Genomic DNA, 24,447 nt, shown 5'->3' with positions numbered 1-24,447 from the left:
TCACTTCTCCCCTTCCGAACGGATCCGAATGGAATTGGCGTGGGCGGTGAGGCCCTCGGAATCTGCAAAAGTCATAATATCCTCCGCCGAAGAGAACAGCGCGTCTTTTCCGTATTCCACGACGCTGATGCTTTTGCGGAAGCTATCCGCGGACAGAGGCGAGAAAAAGCGGGCGGTGCCGGAGGTGGGCAGCACGTGCGAGGGCCCGGCCAGGTAATCCCCCAGGGGTTCCGGGGACCAGCTTCCCAGAAAGACGGCGCCGGCGTTTTTCACCAGAGGCAGGAGGCGGCGGGGTTCCTCCGTCAGGATTTCTAGGTGTTCTGGGGCGATCTCATTTGCCAGGGACATCCCCGCTTCCAGCGAGGGACAGACAATGGCAGCGCCGAAATCCCGGAGGGACTGGCGGATGATCTCCGCTTTCTCCAGATATGAAGTCTGCCGGGAAAGCTCCTTTGAGACCGCTTCGGCCAGCTCCGCGGAGTCGGTAACCAGAAGCGAGGCGGCCATGGGATCGTGCTCGGCCTGGCTTAAAAGGTCCGCCGCCACCCAGGCGGGGTTTGCCGAGGAATCCGCCAGGACCAGGACCTCCGAAGGGCCGGCCACCATGTCGATGTCCACCGTGCCGAAGACCATGCGCTTGGCGGCGGCCACATAGGCGTTGCCGGGGCCCACCAGCTTGTCCACGCGGGGAATGAAGCCCGCCCCGAACGACAGGGCGGCGACGGCCTGGACGCCCCCGACGGCGATGACGCGGTCTATCCCGCAGAGCTTCGCCGCGGCGAGGACGGCGGTATTGAGGTTCTTCGTGGGGGGAGTCGCCATGACGATCTCTTCCACTCCCGCGGCGCGGGCGGGGATCGCGTTCATGATCACCGAGGAGGGATAGGCGGCCCTACCGCCGGGAACGTAGATCCCCACACGGGTGAGGCCCCGCACGATGCGCCCCACGGTGCCGCCGTCGCGGTTTTGCCAGACGGCGGAGGAGACGGCAAGGCGGCTGTTATATTCTTTTACGTTTTCAATGGACCGGCGCATGGCCCTCACCAGCTCGGGGGAACAGGCCTTCAGGGCCTCCTCCAGGCGCTCCGGGGGAATTTCAAAGGGCTCGGCGCCGTCCAGCCGGAGGGAGTGCTCCCGCACCGCGTCAAAGCCCCGCAGGCGGACGTCTTCCAGGATTTCCGCCGCGGCGCGGTTTATTTCCACGGCGGTCTGGGCTGCCCGGAGGCGAAGCGAGAGGATAAGTTCTTTTTCCGCCGCGCCGTCGGCTTTTACAATCCGAATCATTTTGTTTCCTCCAGAGCTCTCTCGCACTTTCCTACAAAGTCCAGGATTTCCGGCTTATACAGCTTCATGGACGCGGTGTTGACAATGAGGCGGGCGCTGATCTGATGAATATCCTCGATGGGGACGAGGCCGTTTTCCCGGAGGGTGGCTCCCGTTTCCACCAGGTCCACGATGGCGTCGGCCAGGCCCAGAAGGGGCGCCAGTTCCACGGAGCCTTCGATTTTAATGACGGAGACGTCCATTCCCTTGTCGGCGAAGAACGCTCTGGCCACGGCGGGATACTTGGTGGCGATGCGTCGGGTCTTATATGTCCCGTAGAAGTCCTCCCCGTCACGGACGGCCAGGGCGAAACGGCAGCGGCCGAAGCCCAGGTCCAGTACCTCGTAGAAGGACCGGCCCATTTCCAGAATGGTGTCCTTCCCCACGATACCGAGGTCGCAGACGCCGTGCTCCACGTAGGTGACCACGTCGGGAGCCTTGGCAAGAACGATATCCAGGGGGTAATTAGAAACGGAATGCACCAGACGGCGGCCCGGGTTTTTTACCTGGGTGCAGTCCAGCCCCATCCGCTCAAAGAGAGCGACGGACTCCTCCTGTAAGCGCCCCTTGGTGAGGGCGATGCGCAGACGATTCACAGCTTTACCTCCCGAACGGTTCCGTTATCGAGGAAAACGACGCATTTGGCGCCCTTTTCCCCGGCCAGGGCTACGCTTTCCTCCGGATTTTCGTAAGGCGAGAGCTGGCAGGCGCCGGGCGGCATGGAATCCGCCAGGCGGAGGGCTCCCCGGAGGCACTCCGGAGCGTAATGCACCACCGTATCCGGAACGGGCGGCTCGGGAGGGGCCAGACAGCCGGCCACGGCGTCCACATCCACGGCGAAGCCGGTAGCGGGGGCGGGGCGGCCGAAGGAAGCCATCAGATTATCGTAACGGCCGCCGGAGAGAACGACGCTCCCCGCGCCGGCGGCGTATCCCCGGAAAACGACTCCGGTATAGTATTCCAGCTGATGCACCAGGCCCAGGTCAAACTGCACCCGGTTTTCCATTCCGGCGGCGGAGAGTTCTTTATAAAGCCATGCAAGAAGATCCAGGGCTTCCCTCGCCTCGCCGCCGTCAAAGAGGCTGCGCGCCTCATCCAGCACTTCCGCTCCGCCGAAGAGCATGGAGAGCTTCCGGAGAGCGGCTGCGGCGGGAAGTTTTCCGTAAGAATCCAGCAGTTCCTCCAGGGAGGCAAAATTCTTGCCTTCCACGGCCCCGCGGAGACGCTCGTAGGCTTCCTCATCCAGATCCAGCTGGGCGGCCAGGGCGCGGAAAAATCCGGCGTGCCCCAGCTCGATGCGGAAATCGGAAACACCGCACGCTTCCAGGGCCTGAACCGCGGTGGCCACCATTTCCAGGTCCGCCCTGCGGCCCGGCGCCCCGATGAGCTCCACGCCGCACTGGGCGATCTCGCTGTTTCGCCCCCGGTTGGCGGAGCCGGAGCGGAAGACCGTCTGGCTGTAATAGAGCCTCAGAGGAAGGTTTGCCGACTGGAGGCGGGAGGCGCAGATCCTGGCGATGGGGGCGGTGTTGTCCGGGCGCATCACCAGGATTTTACCGCTTTGGTCCACCAGCTTGCGCATGGCTTCCTGCGGCAGCGGGTTTCCCGACTGCAGAAACAAATCGTAATACTCCACTTCGGGAGTGATGATCTCGGAATATCCCCTGCGGCGAAACAGCGAACCCAGGGCCGCCTGTACTCCGCGTCGGGCCAGGCAGTCCGAATATAAAAGGTCTTTAGTTCCCTCGGGGGTGCTGACGGAAAACGGTTTCATAGGCTTCTCCCTGTCACTTTAATACGCTACCACGCTACCATGATAATATATTTTTAAGATTTTGTCAACCCCTGGAAGGATTATGGAATGCACAAAGATATCTTTCCCGGAGGGGGGAAAACTGTGCAGGTGGGGCAGTTTGCACTGTGTTTCCCCTTTTAACGGTGCTCTTTTCACCGGGAGGCGAATGTTCCGCGGCCGGTGTGTTTTTCCGCTCTTTTCAGACTTTCTATGAAGAAGGTTTATTACTAAGGATTTGGACGGGGGCTGCGCGCTCCCCGCTGGGGGTAACTTTTTGTTTCTGCAAAAAGTCACCAAAAACAGACCAAGAGGCTGCGGCCTCTTGGATCTCTATTGGAAAGCGCTTGAGTGGGCGCTCTTCATAGGCAATTGACTTTTGGCAGTTGCGAACGCACAGACGGCTCTATGGCAGGAGGTCTGTTTTTCAGCCCGCGATCGGGACTCTCCGTATCCTGGCTTGTGGGGTTCAAGAAGCCTGAGAAAACGAACCTTGTGCGACGTTTCAAAAGATTCCCTTTTTCGCAAGTTACCCGGTTTTGAAATATTTCAGGATTCTAATGGTTTACCTGCCGACTATAGAGTTATGTCAACACAGTCGGGTGGCAAGCACTCTATTTTTGAACCCGCGATCGGGGCGATCTAGGTTTTAGATTGCGGGGCTTAATGGGTCTGCGGGAACGTACCTTTTGCGGCTTTTGAAAAGATCGGATTTCAACCCACTTATTATTATGTTAACTTGATGAAGAACTCAATTGTTCTATTTAACGACGCACAGAAAAAAAGAAAAAATGTCCCGAAATCCATTCTATGCCGGGAGCTGAAATTGTGTGAAAAATCCCCGAGGTTTCGATATAGCTTCAGCCCAAGACTCGGAGTAGAGCCTGGGCTGAAGGAGAACGATTACGCTGAGTATTAGAAAAAATTGAATACAAAGGGTAATCAGTCGAAGAGGGTCAGCTGGCTGGTCTGGGGAAGGTCCGAGAGGACGCCCAAGGAGCGAAGCTGCTCGATGTGTGTCTTGGAGACCTTGGGGCAGGCGGCGGAAAACTCCTCCACGGAGATGAAGGTGCGCCCCCGGCGCTCTGCTGCGATGGACCGGGCGGCGGTTTCCCCCAGCCCGGAGATGGAGACAAAGGGGGGCAGAAGACCGTCCCCCTCGATGAGGAAGCGGACAGGGTCGGACTTGTACAGGTCGATGGGCTCGAAGTGGAAGCCCCGGAGATAAAACTCGTAGCAGACCTCCAGGGTGACCAGCATATCCTCCTCCACGGCGGTGGGCTCCTTGCTGGCTTCGATCTCCTTCATTTTAGCTAAAACCTGCTGGAGCCCCCCGGTCATCACCGAGGCATCGAAGGCCTTGGCCCGGATGGAAAAATACGCGGCGTAAAACGCCAGGGGCTTATGCACCTTGAACCAGGCGATGCGGAAGGACATCATGACATAGGCCACGGCGTGAGCCTTGGGGAACAGGTATTTGATCTTGTTGCAGGATTCGATATACCAAGCGGGGACGCCGTGGGCTCGCATCTGCTCCTCCCACTCGGGCGTGAGGCCCTTTCCCTTCCGGACGGCCTCCATGATCTTAAAGGACAGCTTTTCCGGCATGCCGACGGAAATCAGATAGAGCATGATATCGTCCCGGGCGCCGATGACCTGGGTAACGGAGGCGGTGCCGGAGGTGATGAGATCCCGGGCGTTTCCCAGCCAGACGTCGGTGCCGTGGGAAAAGCCGGCGATGCGGACCAGTGTGTCGAACTTGTCCGGCAGAGTGTCCAGCAGCATCTCCCGGACGAACTTGGTGCCGAACTCGGGAAGGGCACAGGCGCCCGTTGGGCCCAGGACGGCGTCGTTTTCAAATCCCAGGGCTTTGGAGGAAGTGTACAGACTTACGGTCTCGGGGTCGTCCAGGGGGATTTTCCGGGCGTTGACCCCGGTGAGGTCCTCCAGCATGCGGATCATGGTGGGATCATCGTGCCCCAGCATGTCCAGTTTCAACAGATTGGACTCCATGGAATGATACTCGAAATGGGTAATGACGATATCGGTATCCATATCGTCGGCGGGGTGCTGCACGGGGCAGAAATCGTAAATTTCCCTGTCCCCCGGGATGACCACAAGGCCGCCGGGGTGCTGCCCGGTGGTGCGCTTGACTCCCACGCAGCCCAGGGTCAGACGGTTTTCCTCGGCCCTCGTGACGGTCTGCCCCCGCTCCTCCAGGTACTTTTTCACAAAGCCGAAGGCGGTCTTTTCCTTCAGGGTGCCGATGGTGCCGGCGCGGAAGACGTGCTCCTCGCCGAAGAGGACGAAGGTATGCCGGTGGGCCTTGGCCTGGTATTCCCCGGAGAAGTTCAGGTCGATATCCGGGATCTTGTCGCCGCCGAAGCCCAAAAAGGTGGCAAAGGGGATGGAAAAGCCGTCCTTTTCGTAACGGGCGCCGCAGACGGGGCAAAGCTTGTCCGGCATGTCGGCCCCGCAGCCGTAGAGGGGGTCCACGTCAAACTCCGAGGTGTGGCATTTGGGGCAGCGGTAATGGGGCGGCAGGGGGTTTACCTCGGTGATCCCCGCCATGTAGGCGGCCAGAGACGAGCCCACCGAACCCCGGGAGCCCACCAGATAACCGTCCTCCAGAGACTTGCTCACCAGCTTCTGGGCGGACATATAGATGACGTCGTATCCCCGGCCGATGATGTCCTGCATCTCCTCGCCCAGCCGGTCGGCGACCTGGGGCGGAAGCTCTTCCCCATAGAGGGCTCTGGCCCTTCCCCAGACGAGGCTTTCCAGCTCTTCCCGGGATCCGTCCAGCTTGGGGGCGAAGAGCCCCACGGGAAGAGGACGAACGTCCTCGCAGAGGTCGGCGACGAGGTTGGTGTTGGTCACCACCACCTCGAAGGCCTTTTCCTCTCCCAGATAGGAAAACTCCTCCAGCATTTCTTCCGTGGTTTTGAAATAGAGGGGCAGGGGCCTGTCGGCGTCGGGAAACTGCTTGGCGGCCAAGAGGATCCGGCGGTAGGTCTCGTGTTCCGGCTCCAGAAAATGGACGTCCCCGGTAGCGCAGACGGGGATTTTCAGCTCCTGTCCCAAGGCGACCATGGCGCGGTTAAAGTCCATGAGGTCTTCCCTGCTCCTCGCCCTGCCGTTATAGAGCATGAATTCGTTATTGCACAGGGGCTGGATCTCCAGAAAATCGTAAAACCCCGCAAGGCGCCGAAGTTCCTCCCAATCCTTCCCCGCCGCTACGGCGGAAAAGACCTCTCCTGCCTCGCAGGCGGAGCCCAGGATGAGCCCTTCCCTGCACTGGAGCAGAAGGCTCTTGGGGACGATGGGCACCTTCTTGAAATGTTCCAGATGGGCCAGAGAGATGAGCTTGTACAGATTTCGCAGCCCCGTCTGGTTTTTTACGAGAATCGTAAGGTGCCGGGTGGAACGGGCGGATCTGCCCCCGGTTTTCAGGCCCGCCATGATGCGGTTTATCTCTCCGAGGCGAGACGCGCCCCTTTCCCGGAGCATCCGGAAAAAGGGAATCAGCATGAGGGCCACCATGTTAGCGTCGTCCTCGGCCCGGTGATGCTGAAAGGAGGGCAGCTCCAGAAAAGAGGCAACCACGTCCAGCTTGTGCCTCGGCAGTTCCGGCAGAAGGTTCTGAGCCAGGACCAGCGTGTCGATGTAAACGGGCTGAAACTCGATCCCCGCGCGGCGGCAGCCCCGGGAGATGAAGCCCACGTCGAATTCGGCGTTGTGTGCGGCCAGGGGCCGGCCGGCGGCGAAATCCAGGAAGGCGCGGAGGGCCTCCTCCTGGGAGGGGGCGCCCTTGAGCATGGCGTCGGTGATGCCGGTGAGCTCCACGATCTGGGGCGTCAGGCGTCGGCCGGGATTCACAAAGGTGCGGAAACGGTCCGTAACGGTCCCGTTTTTCAAAACGACGGCGCCGATCTCGGTGATGAGCTCTGTGCGGGAGTCCAGCCCCGTGGTTTCGATGTCGAAGGCGACGATCTCATCGTCAAAGGAAGCGTCCGAGTTTCCCCGCAGGGCGAGCTTGTCGTCCACGTCGTTGACGAAGTAGGCCTCCAAGCCGTAGAGAATTTTGATTTTGTTGGCCTTTCCGGCCTTCATGGCGTCGGGATAGGCCTGGGCCACTCCGTGGTCCGTTATGGCGATTGCCCGGTGGCCCCAGCGGGCGGCCGCAGCCACCAGATCTCCCGTGTCGGTGACCGCGTCCATGCTGGACATACGGGTATGAGCGTGAAGCTCCACGCGCTTCTCCCCGGCGTTGTCCGCGCGGAGAACGGGCTGGGAAAGGGCCACGCCCACGGGCTCCAACACCAGGTCGTTGTCATAGCGGTTGAAGCCCACGTGGCCCCGGACGGTGAGGGTATCCCCCTGCCTGATTCCCTCCAGCAGGGGTTTTGCCTCCTCTCCGGGTAAAAACCGGGAGACGCGGATGGAGCCGGTGTAATCGGTGAGGTCGAAGCAGACCACCCAGGCTCCGCGCTTTTTGATCTCCCTGTGGGCGACGGAAAAGACGCATCCCCGGACGGTGACGGTCCCCGACTCCAGGGTCAGGCTTCCCACGGGGACGGGCGGGCTTTTATCCACGCGGCCGTAAAGGGCCGTTTTTCTCTCGGGGGCTTTCTTTTTGCCCTTGGCAGCCGCGGGGGCGGGGACGTTCTTCATGGCCTCGCTGCGGATGCTCTCGGTATACTGAAGAAGTTCTTCCTCCCGGGCGTCGTCTTCAAAGAAAACCCGGCAGCGGTTTCCAAAGGCGGAAAAGACCAGCTCTTCCAGGAACGGGGCGTAAGGCGCCAGAAGCTCCGCGCCGCCGGTTTTCAGGCGGAGGGTGAGTCTTCCCTCCTCCCGCTGCCATACGGCCCCGGGAAGAAGCCCCGCCGCGGGGGGAAACTCCTCTTTCAGGCGGGACTCCAGAAGGGCGAAGGCCTCCTCCCCGAAGGATTTCTCCGGGTTTATAACCCGGATATGTACCGATTCGGCCAGATAGGCGGCGGCCAGCTCCTCCTCCGCGCGGCGGAGAAGCTCCGGCGGAAGCGGCTCCGGCGCTTCCAGCTCCAGCTCCACGGCACGTGTTTCCCGCATGATGGACATGGAGGTCACAACGGCGCGCCCAAAGGCGCCCTCAATATCTGTTCCGGGCCTGTACCCGGATAAAAGCTCAAAAAACGGGACCGGCTTATTCATCCTGCTTTGACTCCTCCAGCTTTCGGATTTCCAGCATCAGCTCGTCCACCAGGCGGTCCTGGGGCACCTTCCGGAGGATCTCCCCCCGGCGGAAGATGAGGCCCACCCCGTCTCCCCCGGCGATCCCCACGTCGGCCGCGGAGGCCTCCCCAGGCCCGTTCACCGCGCAGCCCATCACCGCCACGGTGATATTCCCTTTGTAGTCCGCGAGGCGGCGCTCCACCTCCCCGGCAAGGCCGATGAGGTCGATACGGGTGCGCCCGCAGGTGGGGCAGGAGATGATCTCGGCCCCCTCCCGGAGACGTCCGGCCGCTTTCAGGATGGCCCTGGCGGCGTATACCTCCCGGACGGGATCGGCGGTGAGGGAGACCCGTATGGTGTCCCCGATGCCCAGCAGCAAAAGACTTCCGATGCCCACGGCGGACTTGACGGTACCCATGTACTCGGTGCCCGCCTCGGTGACCCCCAGGTGGAGGGGATAATCCGTTTTCTCCGCCATGAGGCGGCAGGCCTCCACGGTGAGAGGGACGGAGGAGGCCTTCAGGGAGACGCAGATATCGTCGAAGCCATACCGGTTGAGCAGCCCGATATGGCCCATGGCGCTTTCCACCATGGCCTCGGCGGTGAGGCCCCCATATTTTGTCAGAAGGCTCTTTTCCAGCGAGCCGCCGTTGATGCCGATGCGGATGGGGATGCCGCGGCTTTTGCAGGCCTCGGCCACCTGGCGGACCCGGTCTTCCCCGCCGATGTTCCCGGGATTGATGCGGATCTTGTCGATCCCCCGCTCCGCCGCCATAAGGGCCAGCCGGTAGTCGAAGTGGATGTCCGCCACCAGGGGAACGGACACCTGGCGCTTGATTTCCCCGATTACCTCGGCGGAGGCGGCGTCGGGCACCGCGAGGCGCACGATGTGGCAGCCCGCGGCAGCAAGGCGCCGGATCTGTTCCACCGTGGCGGAGACGTCCGACGTGCGGGTGTTGGTCATGGACTGTATGGAAACGGGGGCGCCGCCTCCGATGGGAACGCCCCCTACGATGATCCTCTTTGTCATATGCACCTCCGCGTGATTTGGGCCGGCGGCCAATGGGCTCAGGACGCCAGCTTTGTGATATCGCTGTAGGTCACAAAAACGATGAGCAGAATCAGAAGGGCAAAGCCCGCCATGTTGACATAGGCCTCTATTTTGGGATTGGGCTTTCTTCTCGTAAACACCGTGATGACGGAAGCGACGGCGGCATACAGGATCCGGCCGCCGTCCAGGGCCGGGAAGGGCAGCATGTTTACCACGGCCAGGTTCACGGCGATGAGGGACATGAGATAGGCGATGGAATAAAAGGCGTCCAGAGCGGAGGCGGACTGCTCTCCCACGTCGGAAATGGCGGTGACGATGCCAACGGGGCCGGAGAGACTGTTCACCGAAGCCGCGCCGGTGATTACATCGGTGAGGCCCATACGCACCATGCGCACGAAATCCACGGAGTTGAACCAGGCCTGCTTCAGGCGGCCCAGGGGAGTTGCCTCCTCATAGCCGAAGACAAGACCGAATTTCATCGCTGTTTCCCCATCCACCACGTATTCCCGGCGGGCCAGGGGGAAATCGTTCAGGACGACGGTTTTCCCGCCGCGGTCGATCACCAGGTCGTAGTTCTTCCCTTCCCCCCGGGAGAGGAGGAGGGCCACGTCGCTGTAAATATAGATATTTTCTCCGTTAATCTTCACCAGCCTGTCGCCGGGCATAAGGCCGTTTTCCCCCTGAAGCTCCTGGGGGAAGCCAGTCATTAAGCTGTCGATCACCGGGACGTTGTAAGCCTGCGCCTGGGTAAAGAGCAGAAGTACGATGAGAAACCCCAGGAAAAAATTCATAAAGGAACCGGCGACAAAGATGATGAATTTTTTCCAGAAGGGCTGCTCGGTGAGGGACCTGGGGTTGTCGGACTCCTCGGCCTCCCCCTCCATGGCGCAGTAACCCCCGATGGGAAGGGCGCGCAGGGAGTACAGGGTCTCCCCCCGCTGGCGCTTGAACAGGGCGGGGCCCATGCCGATGGAAAACTCGTTGACCTGCACGCCCAGGAGCTTGGCGCTGATAAAGTGCCCCCATTCGTGAACGGCAATGAGGATGCTGAAGATCAGAATCGCGATGATAATATAAAAAGCGGACAAATAATCACCTCAAGATACAGATGGGCCGGAGGGGGCGCGGGGCGCCTTCCTTCCGGGGACAGGTTACTGACTTTTACGGACGCAGAGGCGGGCTTCCCGGTCCGCCTCCAGGATTTCCTCCAGAGAGGGAGCGGAGACGTGTCCCACGCTGCGAAGGGCGGTTTCCACCAGCTCCTCAATGCGGAGGAAGGGGATTCTGCCGGCCAGGAAAAGCTCCACGGCTTCCTCGTTGGCTCCGCTGAGGACCGCGCCGGCGGTCCCGCCCCGCTTGGCGGCCTCCATGGCCAGGGCGAGGCAGCGGAAGGTTTCAGCATCGGGTTTACCGAAGCTGAGGGACGGGCAGGCACTGAAATCCAAAGGATTTGCGGGGGAAGGCAGCCGATGAGGCCAGGTGAGGGCATACTGGATGGGAAGGCGCATGTCGGGAGCGCCCAGCTGGGCAAGGACCGCTCCGTCCACGAACTCCACCATGGAGTGAATGACGCTCTCCCGGTGGACTAGGATGGTTATCTTCTCCGGCGGCAGAGAAAACAGGTGCATGGCCTCGATGAACTCCAGGCCCTTGTTCATAAGGGTGGCGGAGTCCACCGTGATTTTGGGTCCCATGTGCCAATTGGGGTGGCGCAGGGCGTCGGCCGGGGTCACACGGGATAAAGCGTCCCTGGAATAACCGAAAAAAGGGCCTCCCGACGCGGTGAGAAGGATGCGTTTTACCTCTCCCCTGTCGCGGCAGCTCTCCAGGCACTGAAAGATGGCCGAGTGCTCCGAGTCCACGGGGAGAAGAGAAGCGGAAGCCTCACGGACCGCGCGCATCACCAGTTCTCCCGCGCCCACCAGGGTTTCTTTGTTGGCAAGGGCGATGCGTCTTCCCTCTTTCACGGCGGCCAGGGTGGGCCGGAGCCCCGCAAAGCCCACCACAGCGGTGAGCACCGTGTCCGCCCCGGGTACGCAGGCGGCTTCTATAACGCCTTCCGGGCCGGATACCACCCGGATGCCCGTATCCGCCAGGCGGATTTTCAGGTCGCCTGCCGCGGCTTCGTCGGAAACGGCGACGAGAGCGGGATGAAAGCGGCGCGCCTGCTCCTCCAGAAGGCCGATATTCCGATGGGCGGACAAAGACAGGACAGGGAGGCGAAGATACTCCGCGATCTCCAGGGCCTGGCGGCCGATGGAGCCGGTGGAGCCCAGCAGGGCAAGGGCTTTGGTCATGGCAAACTCCATACGCCCCGGCGCATCCCGCGCATATGCCGGGGAGACCGCGGTTTCAGCGCGCGGCGCGCTTTAATCTTTTGAATTCAGAGGGTATCGCAGAATCGTAAAACGAAATCAGCTGCCTATGGCGGGCAGGACGCGGTAGAGGATCTCCAGAAGGGGCGCCGCGAACAGCACGCTGTCGAACCGGTCCAGGACGCCGCCATGCCCGGGGAAGAGCTTTCCGAAATCCTTGAGCCCGAATTCCCGTTTGATGAAGGAAAAAGCCAGATCCCCCAGCTGGGAAACCGCGCTTCCCAGAATGGCGTAGAGAATCAGCACGCCATATCTCACAGTATATGAGAAGACCTGGGTCAGGATGAGCCCAAAAATGACGGTGCAGACTACCGAACCGATAAAGCAGCCGATGGAGCCTTCCACGGTCTTGTGGGGGCTGATGCCGGGAGCGAGTTTCCGGCGGCCGAAGCGCATGCCCACAAAGTATCCCCCGGCATCGCTGGCAAAGGGAAAGAGAAAGATCATGACGGCGTAGATCCGCCCCAGGGGCAGCAGTCCCACACGGACGAAAGAGGAAAAGAAAAACGGGATGACCACACAGGCAAAAAAGACGCCGGCGATCTGGGAAAAGGTTGCGTGCCGGCCGAACATGGCCTCCAGAAAAAGCACGAACACAAAGAGGAAGAGCGCCGCCGCGGCGGGTTCCGGACGGGAACCGAAAAACGCCCACACCGGCACGAGAGCCGCGAAGACGACGGCATAAACCACAAGACGCGGGTGCTTTAAAAGCCCTGTGGACCAGATCAGCTCATATACCCCGATGGCGGAAAGAACGGCAAAGCTGATACTGAGGGCGACGGGGGGCAATAAAAGCACAACCGCAAGAATAATAGGTATAAAAATCGCAGCCACGATCACTCTTGTAACCAATCAAATCCCTCCGAATCTCCGGGAACGCCCTTGAAAGTCGGCGATCGCGCGGTTCAGCTCTTCCTTTCCAAAGTCGGGCCAGAGCGTATCGGTGAAGTAATACTCCGCATAGGCGGACTGCCAAAGAAGGAAGTTGGAAACGCGGATCTCGCCGCTGGGCCGGATGATAAGATCCGGATCCGGAAGGCCGGCGGTGGTGAGATACGAGGAAAAAAGCTCCGGTGTGAGGGACGAGGGGGAGCGCTTCCCTTCCAGACATTCGGACGCGAAGACGGAAGCCGCCTTCAAAATTTCATCTCTGCCGCCGTAATTGAGGCAGATGTTGGCCTGAAAATCGTGCAGTGTTTCGGAAATCCGGTTGGTTCTGGTCACCAGGTCCCGGAACTCGGGAGCAAGCGGAGTCAGGTCTCCCAGGATGCGAAGACGCATGTTCTCCCGCTCCATCTTTTCTATAGCCTCGGCCAGGTACTTCTCGAGAAGCCTCATGATGGCGGCCACTTCCTCGGGCGGACGGGACCAGTTCTCGGTGGAAAAGGCATAAACGGTGAGATACGGAAGGCCGATATCCCTGCAGTAGGTGGCAATGGTGCGAAAGGCCTCGGCTCCGGCGGCGTGTCCCGCGGTCCGGGGCAGACCCCGTCGCTGAGCCCAGCGTCCGTTTCCGTCCATGATGATAGCGATATGGCGGGGCAGGCGGTTAAAATCCCCCGTCCCCGCCGTACTTTTCTTTTTGCTATGAAACAGCGTCATATTCTATACCAACTTTTGTTCTGTGCCCGCGGAGCGGATGGAGGCGAAAAAACGTGCGAAGGGGCGCATAAGCCCGTTTCGCGGCGCCTCAAAGCTCCATGAGCTCGTTTTCCTTTTTGGCAAGGAGCGCATCGATATCCTTGCAGCTCTTGTCGGTCAGGTCCTGCATGTCCTTTTCCGCGGATTTTAGGTCGTCCTCGGTGATTTCGGACTTCTTCTTCTGCTCTTTAAAAGCCTCCACGGCGTCCCGCCGGATGTTACGGATGGCCACCTTACCGTTTTCCGCGTATTTGCGAACCTGGCGGATCAGGTCCTTGCGGCGCTCTTCCGTAAGCTGCGGGAAAGCCAGGCGGATCACCTTGCCGTCGTTCTGGGGATTGATGCCTAAATCGGAGGTGAGGATCGCCTTTTCGATGGCTTTCGTCAGGCTCCCATCCCAGGGCTGAATCATCAGGGTGCGGGGATCGGGCGAGGAAACAGTGGCCACCTGGGAGATGGGAGTGGGCGCGCCGTAATAGTCCACCATGATGCGGGCCAGAACGGATGCGTTGGCCCGGCCTGCCCGGACACCGGCAAACTCATTGCCCACAACCTCGATGGTTTTCTGCATTTTGTCGGAATATTCCTTATAGGCTTCTTTCATCATTTCAGTCTCCCTTCACTATTGTACCAATTTTTTCCCCGCTTATAACACGGAGGATGTTCTCAGGATCCTTGAGGGCAAAGAGGATCACGGGAATTTTGTTGTCCATGGACAGCGATGTGGCGGTGGAATCCATCACCTCAAGGTGCCGGGCCAGAACGTCGTCATAGGTGATAATGTCGAATTTCTTCGCGTTGGGATTTACATGGGGATCGGAGTCGTAAACCCCGTCTATATTCTTGGCAAGAAGGATCACATCCGCGTCGATTTCCGCGGCGCGCAGGACGGCTGCGGTGTCGGTGGAAAAGAAGGGGTTGCCGGTCCCGCAGCCGAAGATGACCACTCTTCCCTTTTCCAGATGATGTATGGCTTTCAAGCGGACATAAGGTTCTGCGATGGCGCGCATTTCGATGGCGGTCTGAACCCGGACGTCCACGCCCTTCTGTTCCAGGACGTCCGCCAGGGCAAGGCAGTTGATAACCGTTGCCAGCATCCCCATGTGGTCGGCACGGGAGCGGTCCATCTTGCCGCCTCCGTCCTTGACGCCGCGCCAGAAGTTGCCTCCCCCGACGACGATGCCCACCTGGACGCCCTCCTCGATACAGCGGCGCACGACGTCGCATACTTGTCCCATCACTTCAAAATCAAGGCCCCTGCGGCCGTCTCCGGCCAGGGCTTCTCCGCTGATTTTCAGCAGAACTCGCTTATACTGCGGCTTTGCCATATTCCAGCTCCTCACGAGTTTATTGCGTTACCTTCCCTATTCTAATATAAGTTGCTCCATTTGGAAAGAGGGTAATGCGCGGAATTGGCAATGTTTTTCTTTTATTGGCGATTTTCGATGAACCTGAACGCAGTCTGCGCCCTCCGGCGCAGGATGTTCAGGAAAGTGATACAAGAGAATTGTACAGGAAGGAAAAACCCGCGCCGGAGGCGTGGTTACTTTGTTCTTTCTGCTGTCAGCAATGAAGAGATAAAAAAGGAACCGGGAATTCCCGGCTCCTTTTTTATCTGCGGTTTATCTTATTTCACCATGCCGGCGACTTCTTCGGCGAAGTTACAGGACTTCTTTTCAATGCCCTCGCCCTTTTCATAGCGGGTGAAAGCCTTGACGGCGATGGAGCCGCCCAGTTCCTTGGCGACCTGCTGCACGTGCTTTTCCACCGTGATCTTGTTTTCCTTGACGAAGGCCTGGTTCATGAGGCAGACTTCTTCAAAAAACTTATTGATACGGCCGGCCACGATCTTCTCGGCCACCTGGGCGGGCTTGCCCTCCTGCATGACCTGCTCCATGAGGATGTGCTTTTCGCTCTCCACCGTGTCGGCGGGAACGGCGGTGCTGTCCAGATACAGGGGGCGCATGGCGGCGATCTGCATGCAGATATCCTTGCCGAGCTCATGGACGGCGGGATTATCCTTCAGGCTGCCGGAGACTTCCATATTCACGATGACGCCGATGCGGCCGCCCATGTGAACGTAAGCCACGTTATAGCCCGTGGCATACCTGGCGAAGCGGCGGATCTTGATGTTTTCGCCGATGACCAGGACCTTTTCCTGCTGCATCTCGGTGATGGTCTTGTCGCTTCCGGGATACGGGAGCGCCATGAGGGCGTCCAGATCCGCGGGGTCCTTTTCGGCTACCACGGCGGCAATATCGGAGACAAACTGGCGGAAGCTTTCGTTTTTAGCAACGAAGTCGGTTTCGCTGTTGACCTCCACGACGGCGCCCACGCCGTTTTTATCCACAATGGCTTCCACAACGCCCTCGGCGGCGATCCGGCCGGCCTTTTTCTGGGCCGCGGCCAATCCTTTTTCACGGAGGAACTCCACCGCTTTTTCCATATCGCCGTCGGAAGCGGCAAGGGCCTTTTTGCAGTCCATCATGCCGACGCCCGTCATTTCGCGCAGGGTCTGAACATCTTTTGCGGTAAATGCCATAACTGATACCCTCCTATTTTATTTACCGGTTTCATTTGTCCACAGACAGCGCGCCCGCCGCTCCGGCGGGCGCAGTCTGCTCTTTCGGATTATTCCGCCTTTTCCGCAGCCGCGGGGACGGCCTCCGGCGCCTTGGCTTCCGCCTGGGCGGCCTCTTCGGCGTCCTCACCCTGACGTCCTTCCATCACGGCGTTGGCCATGACGGAGGAGATGAGCTTGATGGCGCGGATGGCGTCGTCATTGCCGGGGATAATATAGTCGATCTCGTCCGGATCGCAGTTTGTGTCAACAATGGCCACAATGGGCACGCCCAGTTTGCGGGCTTCGGCGATGGCGTTGCGCTCCTTGCGGGGGTCCACGATGAACAGGGCGCCCGGGAGCTTCTTCATGTTCTTCACGCCGCCCAGATATTTCTCCAGCTTTGCGATCTCGCCCAGATGCTTGATGACCTCTTTTTTGGGCAGCATGTCGAAGGTGCCGTCTTCCTGCATCTTGCGCAGCTGATTGAGGCGGTCGATTCTGCCCCGCATGGTCTTGAAGTTGGTGAGCATTCCGCCCAGCCAGCGGGCGTTCACAAAGTACATGCCCACGCGCTCGGCCTCTTCGCGGATGGCGTCCTGCGCCTGCTTCTTGGTGCCGACGAAAAGGATGCTCTGGCCGTTTGCGGAGAGCTGACGGACAAAGTTGTACGCCTCTTCCAGCTTGCGGACGGTCTTCTGGAGATCAATGATGTAGATCCCGTTGCGCTCGGTGTAAATGTAGGTTGCCATCTTGGGGTTCCATCTCCTGGTCTGGTGTCCGAAATGGACGCCGGCTTCCAGAAGCTGTTTCATGGATACTACTGCCATAAACTTTTTTCCTCCTTCGGTTTTACCCTCCACCCCATGCGCCTTTCAACCCTTGCGGGCACCGGAAAGGCCGCTGCGGAAGGCATGCTTCCGCAAAGGGATGTGTGTAATGCTCTGATATTCTAGCATAGGATATGCCGATTTGCAAGACTTTTTTCATTGCCGCGAAGGGGGATTGTACCATTGCGCTGTGCAAGACCGGCGGATTCGGAGGGCATCGTCAAAAAGAGGCGGCCTTTCGGACCGGTTTCCGAAGGGCCGCAAAGTATGCTTCTTTCACCTTATGTACCTCACCAGCCCCAGAATCCCCTGCGCCGATCCCTGGGAGGTCTCGGAGGATGCTTTTCAAAGCTGATCTCCACCAGTATGATGTCGTCTCCGAAACGGCGGATATTGTCCCAGGGAATGACGAAGTCCTCTCCTCTCCCGAACAGGCCGAACCACCGGCAGGGACCCGGCACCACAATGGCCACGACGTGGCCGCAGCTTATGTCAATATCCACGTCGCAGACGAAGCCCAGACGGCAGCCGTCGCTGATGTTGATCACTTCCTTGCAGCGCAGATCGACAATTCTGCAAATCATGATTTTCACCGCCCCAATCCAAATCCGGGAGGCTCCGTTTGCCTTCCGTATACCAGTATATTTTCCTGCTGCTTGTCTGATGAATCGATCTGAAACATGAAAAGACGACGGGTTCGGACAGGTTTCCCCCGTCTCTTCCAGTTGCCGGCACAGGATGAACAAGGGAAATAATACCAAATAACAATAGGTGGAAAATAATACAGTAACTAGTATGATACTCCCCTTCTCCGGCAATACTGTGGATGAGGTTTTACCGGAGGAGGGTATCATGGATGCAGGGCAAAGTTGAAATCTGCGGCGTCAACACATCCAAGCTCAAGGTTTTCAAGAACGAGGAAATGGTGGAACTGCTCCGGAGGACAAAGGAAGGCGACAAGGAAGCCCGGGAAAAGCTCATCGCGGGAAATCTCCGGCTGGTGCTGTCCGTGATTCAGAAATTCACAAACCGGGGAGAAAACGTGGACGATCTCTTTCAGGTGGGGTGCATCGGGCTCATCAAGGCCATCGACAATTTCGACATTACGCAGCCGGTGCGGTTTTCCACCTACGGAGTACCCATGATCATAGGGGAGATCCGGCGCTATCTCCGGGACAACAGCTCCATCCGGGTCAGCCGCTCCATGCGGGACACGGCGTACAAGGTCCTGCAGGCCAAGGAGAGGCTGCTTTCCGAAAAACAAAAGGAGCCCACGGTGGAAGAAATCGCGAAGGAACTGGGGATCGAACGGGAGGAAGTGGTTTTTGCCATGGACGCCATCATGGACCCGGTTTCCCTTTACGAGCCGGTCTATTCCGACGGGGGCGACACCATCTGCGTCATGGACCAGGTGAGCGACAGCAAGAATACGGACGAGAGCTGGCTGGAGCAGATCGCCCTCAAAGAGGCCATCAAGGGGCTGGGAGAGCGGGAAAAGCATATCCTGGCCCTGCGGTTTTACGAGGGAAAGACCCAGATGGAGGTTTCCGCGGAGGTGGGGATTTCTCAGGCCCAGGTCTCCAGGCTGGAGAAAAACGCCATCAACCAGATCAAAAAGTGTCTGTAACGCAGCGGGAAGCACCACAAAATATGATTTAACAGAAATCGGAAAACGCGCCGGCATTGTGTTTATACAATGCCGGCGCGCTGAGTTTGAAATGGGTTTTATTCGTCGAAGGGGGGACGGTCGCCGTCCGCGCGGGGGGAGAGTTCCATCTGCTCCTTCCCCATCTGGAGTTCCTGCCACTGTTCCCGGTTGATGAGAAGCTGACGGGGCTTCGAGCCCTCGAAGGGGCCCACAATCCCCCGCTGCTCCATCTGGTCCACCAGCCTCGCGGCGCGGGAGTATCCCAGCTTGAGCCTTCGCTGGAGCATGGAAACGGAAGCCTGCCCGGTTTCCAGCACCACCTCCACGGCGGCGGGATAGAGTTCGTCTCCGGGATCGGAACCATCCTGAGCGGACGGTTCCGCGGGGGTTCCCCCTCCTCCCTTTTCGTTCTGCGCCACATTCTGCTCGATCTGGCGCATGATGTCTTCGGAGTAGTCGGCCTGGCCGGCGCGCTTGACGAAGTCCACCACGGACTCGATGTCCTCGCTGGAAATCATGCAGCCCTGGACCCGCATGGGTTTCCCGAAGCCCAGGGGGAAATACAGCATGTCGCCCCGGCCCACCAGCTTTTCCGCCCCCATGGTGTCCAGGATGATCCTGGATTCCAGAGAGGATGCCACGGCGAAGGCGATGCGGGAAGGAATGTTTGCCTTCATGATGCCGGTGATGACGTCCGCGGAGGGGCGCTGGGTGGCGATGACCAGATGCATCCCTGCGGCCCGGGCCATCTGAGCGATGCGGCAGACGGATTCCTCCACCTCTTTTGCGGCCACCAGCATAAGGTCGGCCAGCTCGTCGATGACCACCACGATCTGAGGAAGCTTCTGGCCACCCTCCTTGGCGACGGCGGCGTTATACGCCATGATATCCCGGACGTTACGCTCGGAAAAGAGCTTATAGCGCTTCATCATTTCCACCACGGCCCACTGAAGGGCGCCGGCGGCCTTCTTCGGGTCGGTGACCACGGGGATGAGCAGGTGGGGGATGCCATTGTAGATCCCCAGCTCGATCATCTTCGGGTCGATCATGATGAGGCGGACCTCGTCGGGAGTGGATTTGTACAGAAGGCTCACGATGAGGGAGTTCATGCAGACGGATTTGCCGGAGCCGGTGGTGCCGGCGATGAGCAGATGCGGCAGTTTCGCAATGTCCCCCACGATGCAGTTGCCGCCGATGTCCTTACCCAGGGCGAAGGCCACCTTGGAGGGGGAATTCTTGAATTCCTGGGAGGAGAGCACCTCCCGGACGTAGACAGTGCTCACCAGCTTGTTGGGGACCTCGATGCCCACGACGGAAATTTTATCCGGGATGGGGGCGATACGGACCCCCGTGGCGCCAAGAGACAGGGCGATGTCGTCCTGAAGGTTCGTAACCTTGTTGAGCTTCACGCCCTTGTCCAGCTCGTACTCATACCGGGTGACGGAAGGACCCCGGGTGATATTCGTGATTTTGGCCTCGATGCCGAAGCTTTCCAGGGCTTCGGACAGGCGGACGGCGGAGGAGCGCATCTCCTCGGTGCCATCAGCGCGGCTGCCGGGAGGCGGAGCGGTGAGAAGGGTGAGAGGCGGATAACGGTAGGCCTCCTTTTCCGCCGAAAGGCGGTTTTCGATGCTCTGGGCCACCTCGGCCGCGGCGGCGGCCACATCCTCCTTTTTCATCTGTTCCTTCTTGGCGGCCGCGGGGTCCTGGGCGGCCTGGGGGGAAACGGCAGGGTATTTTTTCACCGTGTAATTTCGAACCGGTTCCACTTCGGACTGGTTTTTCAGAAGTTCGTCCGGGGTCTGAACGCCGGGACTGCGGTTAAACAGACCGGACTTCTTTTCCGGGCGGAGGGCCGCTGTCATGGCGGCGTGTGGCCCTTCGTCCACGGGAATATCGATGGAATAACCGCGGGCAGAGGTCTTGCCCGAGGGAAGGTCAAAAGAGAAGGAGCCGTCCTCATCCGCTTTATACGGGGTTCTGGGACGCCGGACGATGGAGTCGTATATGCCGGAGAGCGTGAGGTTGAAGGCGCAGATGAGCATAAAGGCGGCCAGGACGAAAAACACAATCAGAGAGCCCAGCCGGCTGAAAACAACTTCAAACAGGACGGCAAGGGCGCCTGAAAAGAGACCTCCGCTCTTCAGGGCAACGCCGGACAGCCACAGCTCCCGCCAGAGGGAAGCGGAAACGGAGAAATCCCCCGAGGCGAGAATCAGATGGAGCAGGATGCCCAGGACCGGAGAAAAGAGCAAAATACAGGACACGCGGAGCCGGACGGGACGGCCACGATGGAACGCCAGAACATAGGCGGCGAAGAGCAGCGCGGGGGCCGACGCAAAAAAGCCCCATCCGAAAAGCCCCGAGAGCAGCTCCCGGAAAAAGCGGATGAAGATCGCGTCGATCCCGAAATATCCTAAAAATGAAAAAATGGCAAGAAGCAGGCAGACGGCCGCGCCGGCTTCCCTGCGGTAAGGTTTGGGAGCCTGCGCGGGCGCGGTTTTACGGCCGGAGGCGGATCCCCGTTTCCCGGCCGGCTTCTTTTTTGTTGCTGGCATGTACGGATTCAGTCCTTTCGCTTGGGCTTACTCCGGCCGGGAAATACGCTCCGAGAGGGCCGGAAAAGGCGGTATGTCAGAAAATCAGGCTGAAGGCGAGAGTAATGGCGCCCACGGCCCAGCAATAATACGCGAAGCCTCCGAATTTCCCCCGATCCGCCAGATGTTCCACCAGCCGGATCGCAAAATAACCGGAGACGGCAGCCACCAGAACGCCCACAAGGTACACGGGGATATACGAGGTGTCTATCCCGGCATCCACCGCATCTTTGAGGCTGATGATGTTTGCGCCCAGAACCGCGGGCAGAGAAAGCAGAAAGGAAAAGCGGACGGCAAAGCGGCGGTCCAGTCCGCAGAAGCGGCCCATGGCGATGGTGGAGCCGGAACGGGAAAGACCGGGTATGACGGCCACGGCCTGGGCCAGGCCGACAAGCACGGCGTCAACCACCAGAGTGCTGCGTTCGGTTTTTCTTCCCTTTCCGGTCCGATCGGCAAGATACAGAAGAATTCCGGTAAAAATCAGCGCGACGCCGATAAAGGCGGTATTGTAATAGAGTTCCTCCAGCCTAGCTTTAAAGGGAAGGATAACGATAAGAGGCAGGGTGCCGACAATGATGAGAAAGACCAGGCGGCGGGCGGGAGGAATACGCCGGGATGGCCTTCGGCTTCCCAGTTCCCCGATGGCACGGAAGAACTCGTATATCATGTCAATGATTTCCTGCCAATAGACGGCAAAGATGGAAATAAGGGTGCCGAAATGAAGCAGCACATCGAAAAACAGGTGCCCCTCCATCCCCGTATTGACGTGGAAAAGATTCTGAATGATGGACAGATGTCCGGAACTGGAAATAGGCAAGAATTCCGCAATGCCCTGCACCAGCCCCAAAAGCGCGGACATCAGATAGGACAAGACGTCACCTCCCGATTCGATTCGGCATGGTTCCATGATACCATATCGAAGGGAGGTTTTCCATATCTATTCCGGGGATTTTCCCGTAAAAACTTTCTTAAGATTTCCTTATCGCCGTTTTTCTTCCGATTTCTCCCCTGTTTCACCGACGTTTTTTCCGGATTTTCTCCGTTTTTCCCTATGGGGAGCTTCACGGTTTTCGGCGGCGGTCCCGGCTTCCGGGAGAAGAGAATCCCGGGGATGCTCCTTCCGGCTGCTTTCAATCATGCCGTAGAGACACTCCAGGGCGTCGGACAGGCTCCCCACATGGTCGATGAGGCCGAGTTCCACCGCCTGCTCCCCGTAAATGACGCTGCCCACGTCGGCGGCAAGCTCTCCTGTCTTGAGCATCAGGCGGGTGAATTCTTCCTTGCTGATGCGGGAATTGCGGGTTACGAACTGGACAATCCGTTCCTGGATGCGCTCGAAATAATTGAAGGTCTGGGGCACTCCGATAACCATGCCATTTAAGCGTACCGGATGGATGGTCATAGCTGCAGAGGGGGCGATAAAGGACTGTTTGGCGGAAACCGCCAGGGGCACCCCGATGGAGTGCCCTCCGCCAAGGACCAGCGAAACTGTGGGCTTTTTCATGCCTGCGATGAGCTCGGCGATGCCGAGACCCGCCTCGATGTCGCCGCCCACGGTATTGAGGAGAATCAGGACCCCGTCAATCTCATCACTTTCCTCAATGGCGGCAAGCTGGGGCATCACGTGCTCGTACTTGGTGGTCTTATTGCTGGGAGGCAGAACCTGGTGGCCCTCGATCTGCCCCACGATGGTGAGACAGTGCACGACGCCCCGGCGGTTTTTTGAAGTGATGGAGGACATGTCCACGATCTGCTGCTGCTGCGGGTTTCGGTTTTCATTGTTTTTTTCTTCGCCCTTTTCTTCGCTCACGGAACCACTCTCCCCTGCCACGGCGGGAACCGGGTTCTGCCGCGGCAGAGTTTTCGGCGCCCGACACGGAAATATTGTACAGCCTATTGTCTGCAAAACGGGACGAAACATGCGGGGAGAGAAGATTGGTTTTTCTATGAGTATGAAAAATGGATGTAAAATTTTACGTGAGATTTGGACGGGAGCTGCGCTCTCCTCTGGGGGTAACATTTTGTTTCTGCAAAAAGTCGCCAAAAACAGACCAAGAGGCTCCGGCCTCTTGGATTTTCGGGGAGGGTGCTCCGGTGGGCGCTCTTAATAAGCGATTGACTATCGGCAGTTTTGAACGCACGGACAGCACTATGGAAAGAGGTCTGTTTTTGAGCCCGCGATCGGGACTCTCCGGGTTTTGGCCTGCGGGGCTTAATGAGTCTGCGAAATAGTACTTCAAGCGGCGATTGAGAGGAATTTTCTCAAGAACATGGAGTGCTGCGGGTTTTGGCTGTGGGATTCAAGAGATCTGAAAAACGTGAAGCCTGCGGAATTTTTTCAGGTACGGCAAAAAAGCGGGGCGGCAAAGCCGCCCCGCTTTTTGAAATCAATTCGACTTGAACAGTCCGCCAAGGGCGCCGCCGAGGCCGCCGGTGACCTCTCCGATGGGATTGTTGATGCCCCGGTTTTCTCCCGTGTGGTCGTACCTGGCCTGATGGATCCGGTCGGCCAGGCGGCTGAAGGGAAGAGACTGGAGCCAGACGTGCCCCGGCCCCTTGAGGGTAGCCAAAAACAGCCCTTCTCCGCCGAACAGGCCGCTTTTCAGATCGCTGGCAAAGGTGACATCGTACTCCACGCCCGCGTCGATGGCAACGAGGCAGCCCGTGTCCAGCCGGAGGATTTCTCCGGGACGAAGCTCCTTTTTAATGATGGTACCCCCCGCGTGGAGAAACGCAAGCCCGTCACCCGTGAGGCGCTCCATGATGAAGCCCTCCCCTCCGAACAGGCCCGCGCCGATCCTGCGCTGAAGCTGGATCCCGATGGAGATTCCCTTGGCCGCACAGAGGAAAGCGTCCTTCTGGCAGATCAGGGTGCCGCCGAATTCCTTCAGTTCCACGGGGATGATTTTTCCCGGGTAAGGGGCCGCGAAAGCGGCATGGGCCTTAACGGACCCGGTGTTCCGGAAGACGGTCATAAAGAGGCTTTCACCGGCCAGGGCGCGCTTTCCGGCGCCCACCAGCTTGCCCATGAGGCCCTTGCCGTCGTCGGTACCGCTGCCGTCTCCCAATATGGTTTCCATACGGATGTCCTGCTCAATGTAGGTCATAGCGCCCGCCTCGGCCACCACGCTCTCGCCGGGGTCCAGCTCGATTTCCACAAGCTGCATGTCGTCCCCGTAAATCTTGTAGTCGATTTTGTCGGCCGGTCCCGGGGCTGCTCCCGCGGTTCCCTCCTGTTTTGCTCCGCACTTGCCGCAGAAGCGGGAACCGTCCGGTATGGAAGCGCCGCAGTTTTTACAATACATCGCAATTTCTCCTCCATCCTGTGCGGATTTCGCCTCAAATCGAAATCCGCATCGTTCAACAGGCTCGGTTCATTTCCGCTTCCATTTTATTTCTATTTTCCCTTATTTTCA

Annotated in this window: 19 protein-coding genes; 1 reads left to right on the top strand and 18 read right to left on the bottom strand. The window is 59.2% G+C overall.

Going from position 1 to position 24,447, the window contains the following annotated elements; translation table 11 throughout:
• The 14 genes from hisD to B9A13_RS00825 form a co-directional block, all read right to left on the bottom strand.
• Nucleotides 1–1,284, bottom strand: a complete 1,284-nt coding sequence (gene hisD, locus B9A13_RS00890) for a histidinol dehydrogenase (protein ID WP_084233153.1) — start codon at nucleotides 1,282–1,284, stop codon at nucleotides 1–3.
• Nucleotides 1,281–1,919 (bottom strand): ATP phosphoribosyltransferase, encoded by a 639-nt coding sequence (hisG, locus tag B9A13_RS00885; RefSeq protein WP_084233152.1) that lies wholly within the window; start codon nucleotides 1,917–1,919, stop codon nucleotides 1,281–1,283. The genes hisD and hisG overlap by 4 nt, the downstream gene beginning before the upstream one ends.
• Nucleotides 1,916–3,097 carry an ATP phosphoribosyltransferase regulatory subunit gene (gene hisZ, locus B9A13_RS00880; protein WP_084233151.1) on the bottom strand — a complete coding sequence of 394 codons (1,182 nt, stop codon included), beginning with the start codon at nucleotides 3,095–3,097 and terminating at the stop codon, nucleotides 1,916–1,918. Before hisZ ends, hisG begins: the two co-directional genes overlap by 4 nt.
• 960 nt (nucleotides 3,098–4,057) lie before the next feature.
• Entirely contained in the window at nucleotides 4,058–8,308 is a 4,251-nt protein-coding gene (locus B9A13_RS00875; protein WP_242942741.1) for a PolC-type DNA polymerase III, read from the bottom strand.
• The gene (gene ispG, locus B9A13_RS00870) at nucleotides 8,301–9,365 is read right to left on the bottom strand and encodes a flavodoxin-dependent (E)-4-hydroxy-3-methylbut-2-enyl-diphosphate synthase (RefSeq protein ID WP_278308994.1); all 1,065 of its coding nucleotides are present in this window, start codon (nucleotides 9,363–9,365) and stop codon (nucleotides 8,301–8,303) included. Before ispG ends, B9A13_RS00875 begins: the two co-directional genes overlap by 8 nt.
• A 32-nt stretch (nucleotides 9,366–9,397) precedes the next feature.
• On the bottom strand, nucleotides 9,398–10,468 hold the full coding sequence (locus tag B9A13_RS00865) for a M50 family metallopeptidase (protein WP_084233149.1): 1,071 nt from the start codon (nucleotides 10,466–10,468) through the stop codon (nucleotides 9,398–9,400).
• 63 nt (nucleotides 10,469–10,531) lie between these two features.
• Nucleotides 10,532–11,677 (bottom strand): 1-deoxy-D-xylulose-5-phosphate reductoisomerase, encoded by a 1,146-nt coding sequence (locus B9A13_RS00860; protein ID WP_084233527.1) that lies wholly within the window; start codon nucleotides 11,675–11,677, stop codon nucleotides 10,532–10,534.
• A gap of 117 nt (nucleotides 11,678–11,794) precedes the next feature.
• On the bottom strand, nucleotides 11,795–12,607 hold the full coding sequence (locus tag B9A13_RS00855; protein ID WP_242942740.1) for a phosphatidate cytidylyltransferase: 813 nt from the start codon (nucleotides 12,605–12,607) through the stop codon (nucleotides 11,795–11,797).
• Complete coding sequence (gene uppS / locus B9A13_RS00850) at nucleotides 12,608–13,357, bottom strand: polyprenyl diphosphate synthase (RefSeq protein WP_084233148.1); 750 nt, start codon at nucleotides 13,355–13,357, stop codon at nucleotides 12,608–12,610.
• Between the two features lie 88 nt (nucleotides 13,358–13,445).
• On the bottom strand, nucleotides 13,446–14,003 hold the full coding sequence (gene frr / locus B9A13_RS00845) for a ribosome recycling factor (RefSeq protein ID WP_200809657.1): 558 nt from the start codon (nucleotides 14,001–14,003) through the stop codon (nucleotides 13,446–13,448).
• A gap of 1 nt (nucleotide 14,004) precedes the next feature.
• Nucleotides 14,005–14,724, bottom strand: coding sequence for a UMP kinase (gene pyrH, locus B9A13_RS00840; protein ID WP_084233147.1), 720 nt, complete (start codon nucleotides 14,722–14,724; stop codon nucleotides 14,005–14,007).
• Between the two features lie 299 nt (nucleotides 14,725–15,023).
• Nucleotides 15,024–15,938, bottom strand: a complete 915-nt coding sequence (gene tsf / locus B9A13_RS00835; protein ID WP_084233146.1) for a translation elongation factor Ts — start codon at nucleotides 15,936–15,938, stop codon at nucleotides 15,024–15,026.
• 89 nt (nucleotides 15,939–16,027) lie between these two features.
• Nucleotides 16,028–16,786, bottom strand: a complete 759-nt coding sequence (gene rpsB / locus B9A13_RS00830) for a 30S ribosomal protein S2 (protein ID WP_084233145.1) — start codon at nucleotides 16,784–16,786, stop codon at nucleotides 16,028–16,030.
• Between the two features lie 290 nt (nucleotides 16,787–17,076).
• Complete coding sequence (locus tag B9A13_RS00825) at nucleotides 17,077–17,370, bottom strand: YlmC/YmxH family sporulation protein (RefSeq protein ID WP_084233524.1); 294 nt, start codon at nucleotides 17,368–17,370, stop codon at nucleotides 17,077–17,079.
• A 272-nt stretch (nucleotides 17,371–17,642) separates the two neighbouring features.
• Here B9A13_RS00825 and sigG point away from each other — a divergent pair, with 272 nt between their 5' ends.
• Complete coding sequence (sigG, locus tag B9A13_RS00820) at nucleotides 17,643–18,413, top strand: RNA polymerase sporulation sigma factor SigG (protein ID WP_084233144.1); 771 nt, start codon at nucleotides 17,643–17,645, stop codon at nucleotides 18,411–18,413.
• 98 nt (nucleotides 18,414–18,511) lie between these two features.
• Here the strand turns inward: sigG and B9A13_RS00815 are convergent, their stop codons facing one another.
• The 4 genes from B9A13_RS00815 to B9A13_RS00800 form a co-directional block, all read right to left on the bottom strand.
• The gene (locus tag B9A13_RS00815; RefSeq protein WP_084233143.1) at nucleotides 18,512–20,992 is read right to left on the bottom strand and encodes an FtsK/SpoIIIE family DNA translocase; all 2,481 of its coding nucleotides are present in this window, start codon (nucleotides 20,990–20,992) and stop codon (nucleotides 18,512–18,514) included.
• Nucleotides 20,993–21,068: 76 nt separating this feature from the next.
• Nucleotides 21,069–21,902 carry an undecaprenyl-diphosphate phosphatase gene (locus tag B9A13_RS00810; protein ID WP_242942739.1) on the bottom strand — a complete coding sequence of 278 codons (834 nt, stop codon included), beginning with the start codon at nucleotides 21,900–21,902 and terminating at the stop codon, nucleotides 21,069–21,071.
• Nucleotides 21,903–22,010: 108 nt separating this feature from the next.
• Entirely contained in the window at nucleotides 22,011–22,772 is a 762-nt protein-coding gene (locus B9A13_RS00805) for an ATP-dependent Clp protease proteolytic subunit (protein WP_143806855.1), read from the bottom strand.
• Between the two features lie 646 nt (nucleotides 22,773–23,418).
• Nucleotides 23,419–24,336 (bottom strand): TIGR00266 family protein, encoded by a 918-nt coding sequence (locus B9A13_RS00800; RefSeq protein ID WP_084233522.1) that lies wholly within the window; start codon nucleotides 24,334–24,336, stop codon nucleotides 23,419–23,421.
• Nucleotides 24,337–24,447 lie beyond the last annotated feature (111 nt).

This window comes from Papillibacter cinnamivorans DSM 12816 (assembly GCF_900176335.1).
GTDB lineage: Bacteria > Bacillota > Clostridia > Oscillospirales > Oscillospiraceae > Papillibacter > Papillibacter cinnamivorans.
Note: the sequence above shows the minus strand (reverse complement) of the source record. Positions and strands in the feature narration are given on the sequence as shown.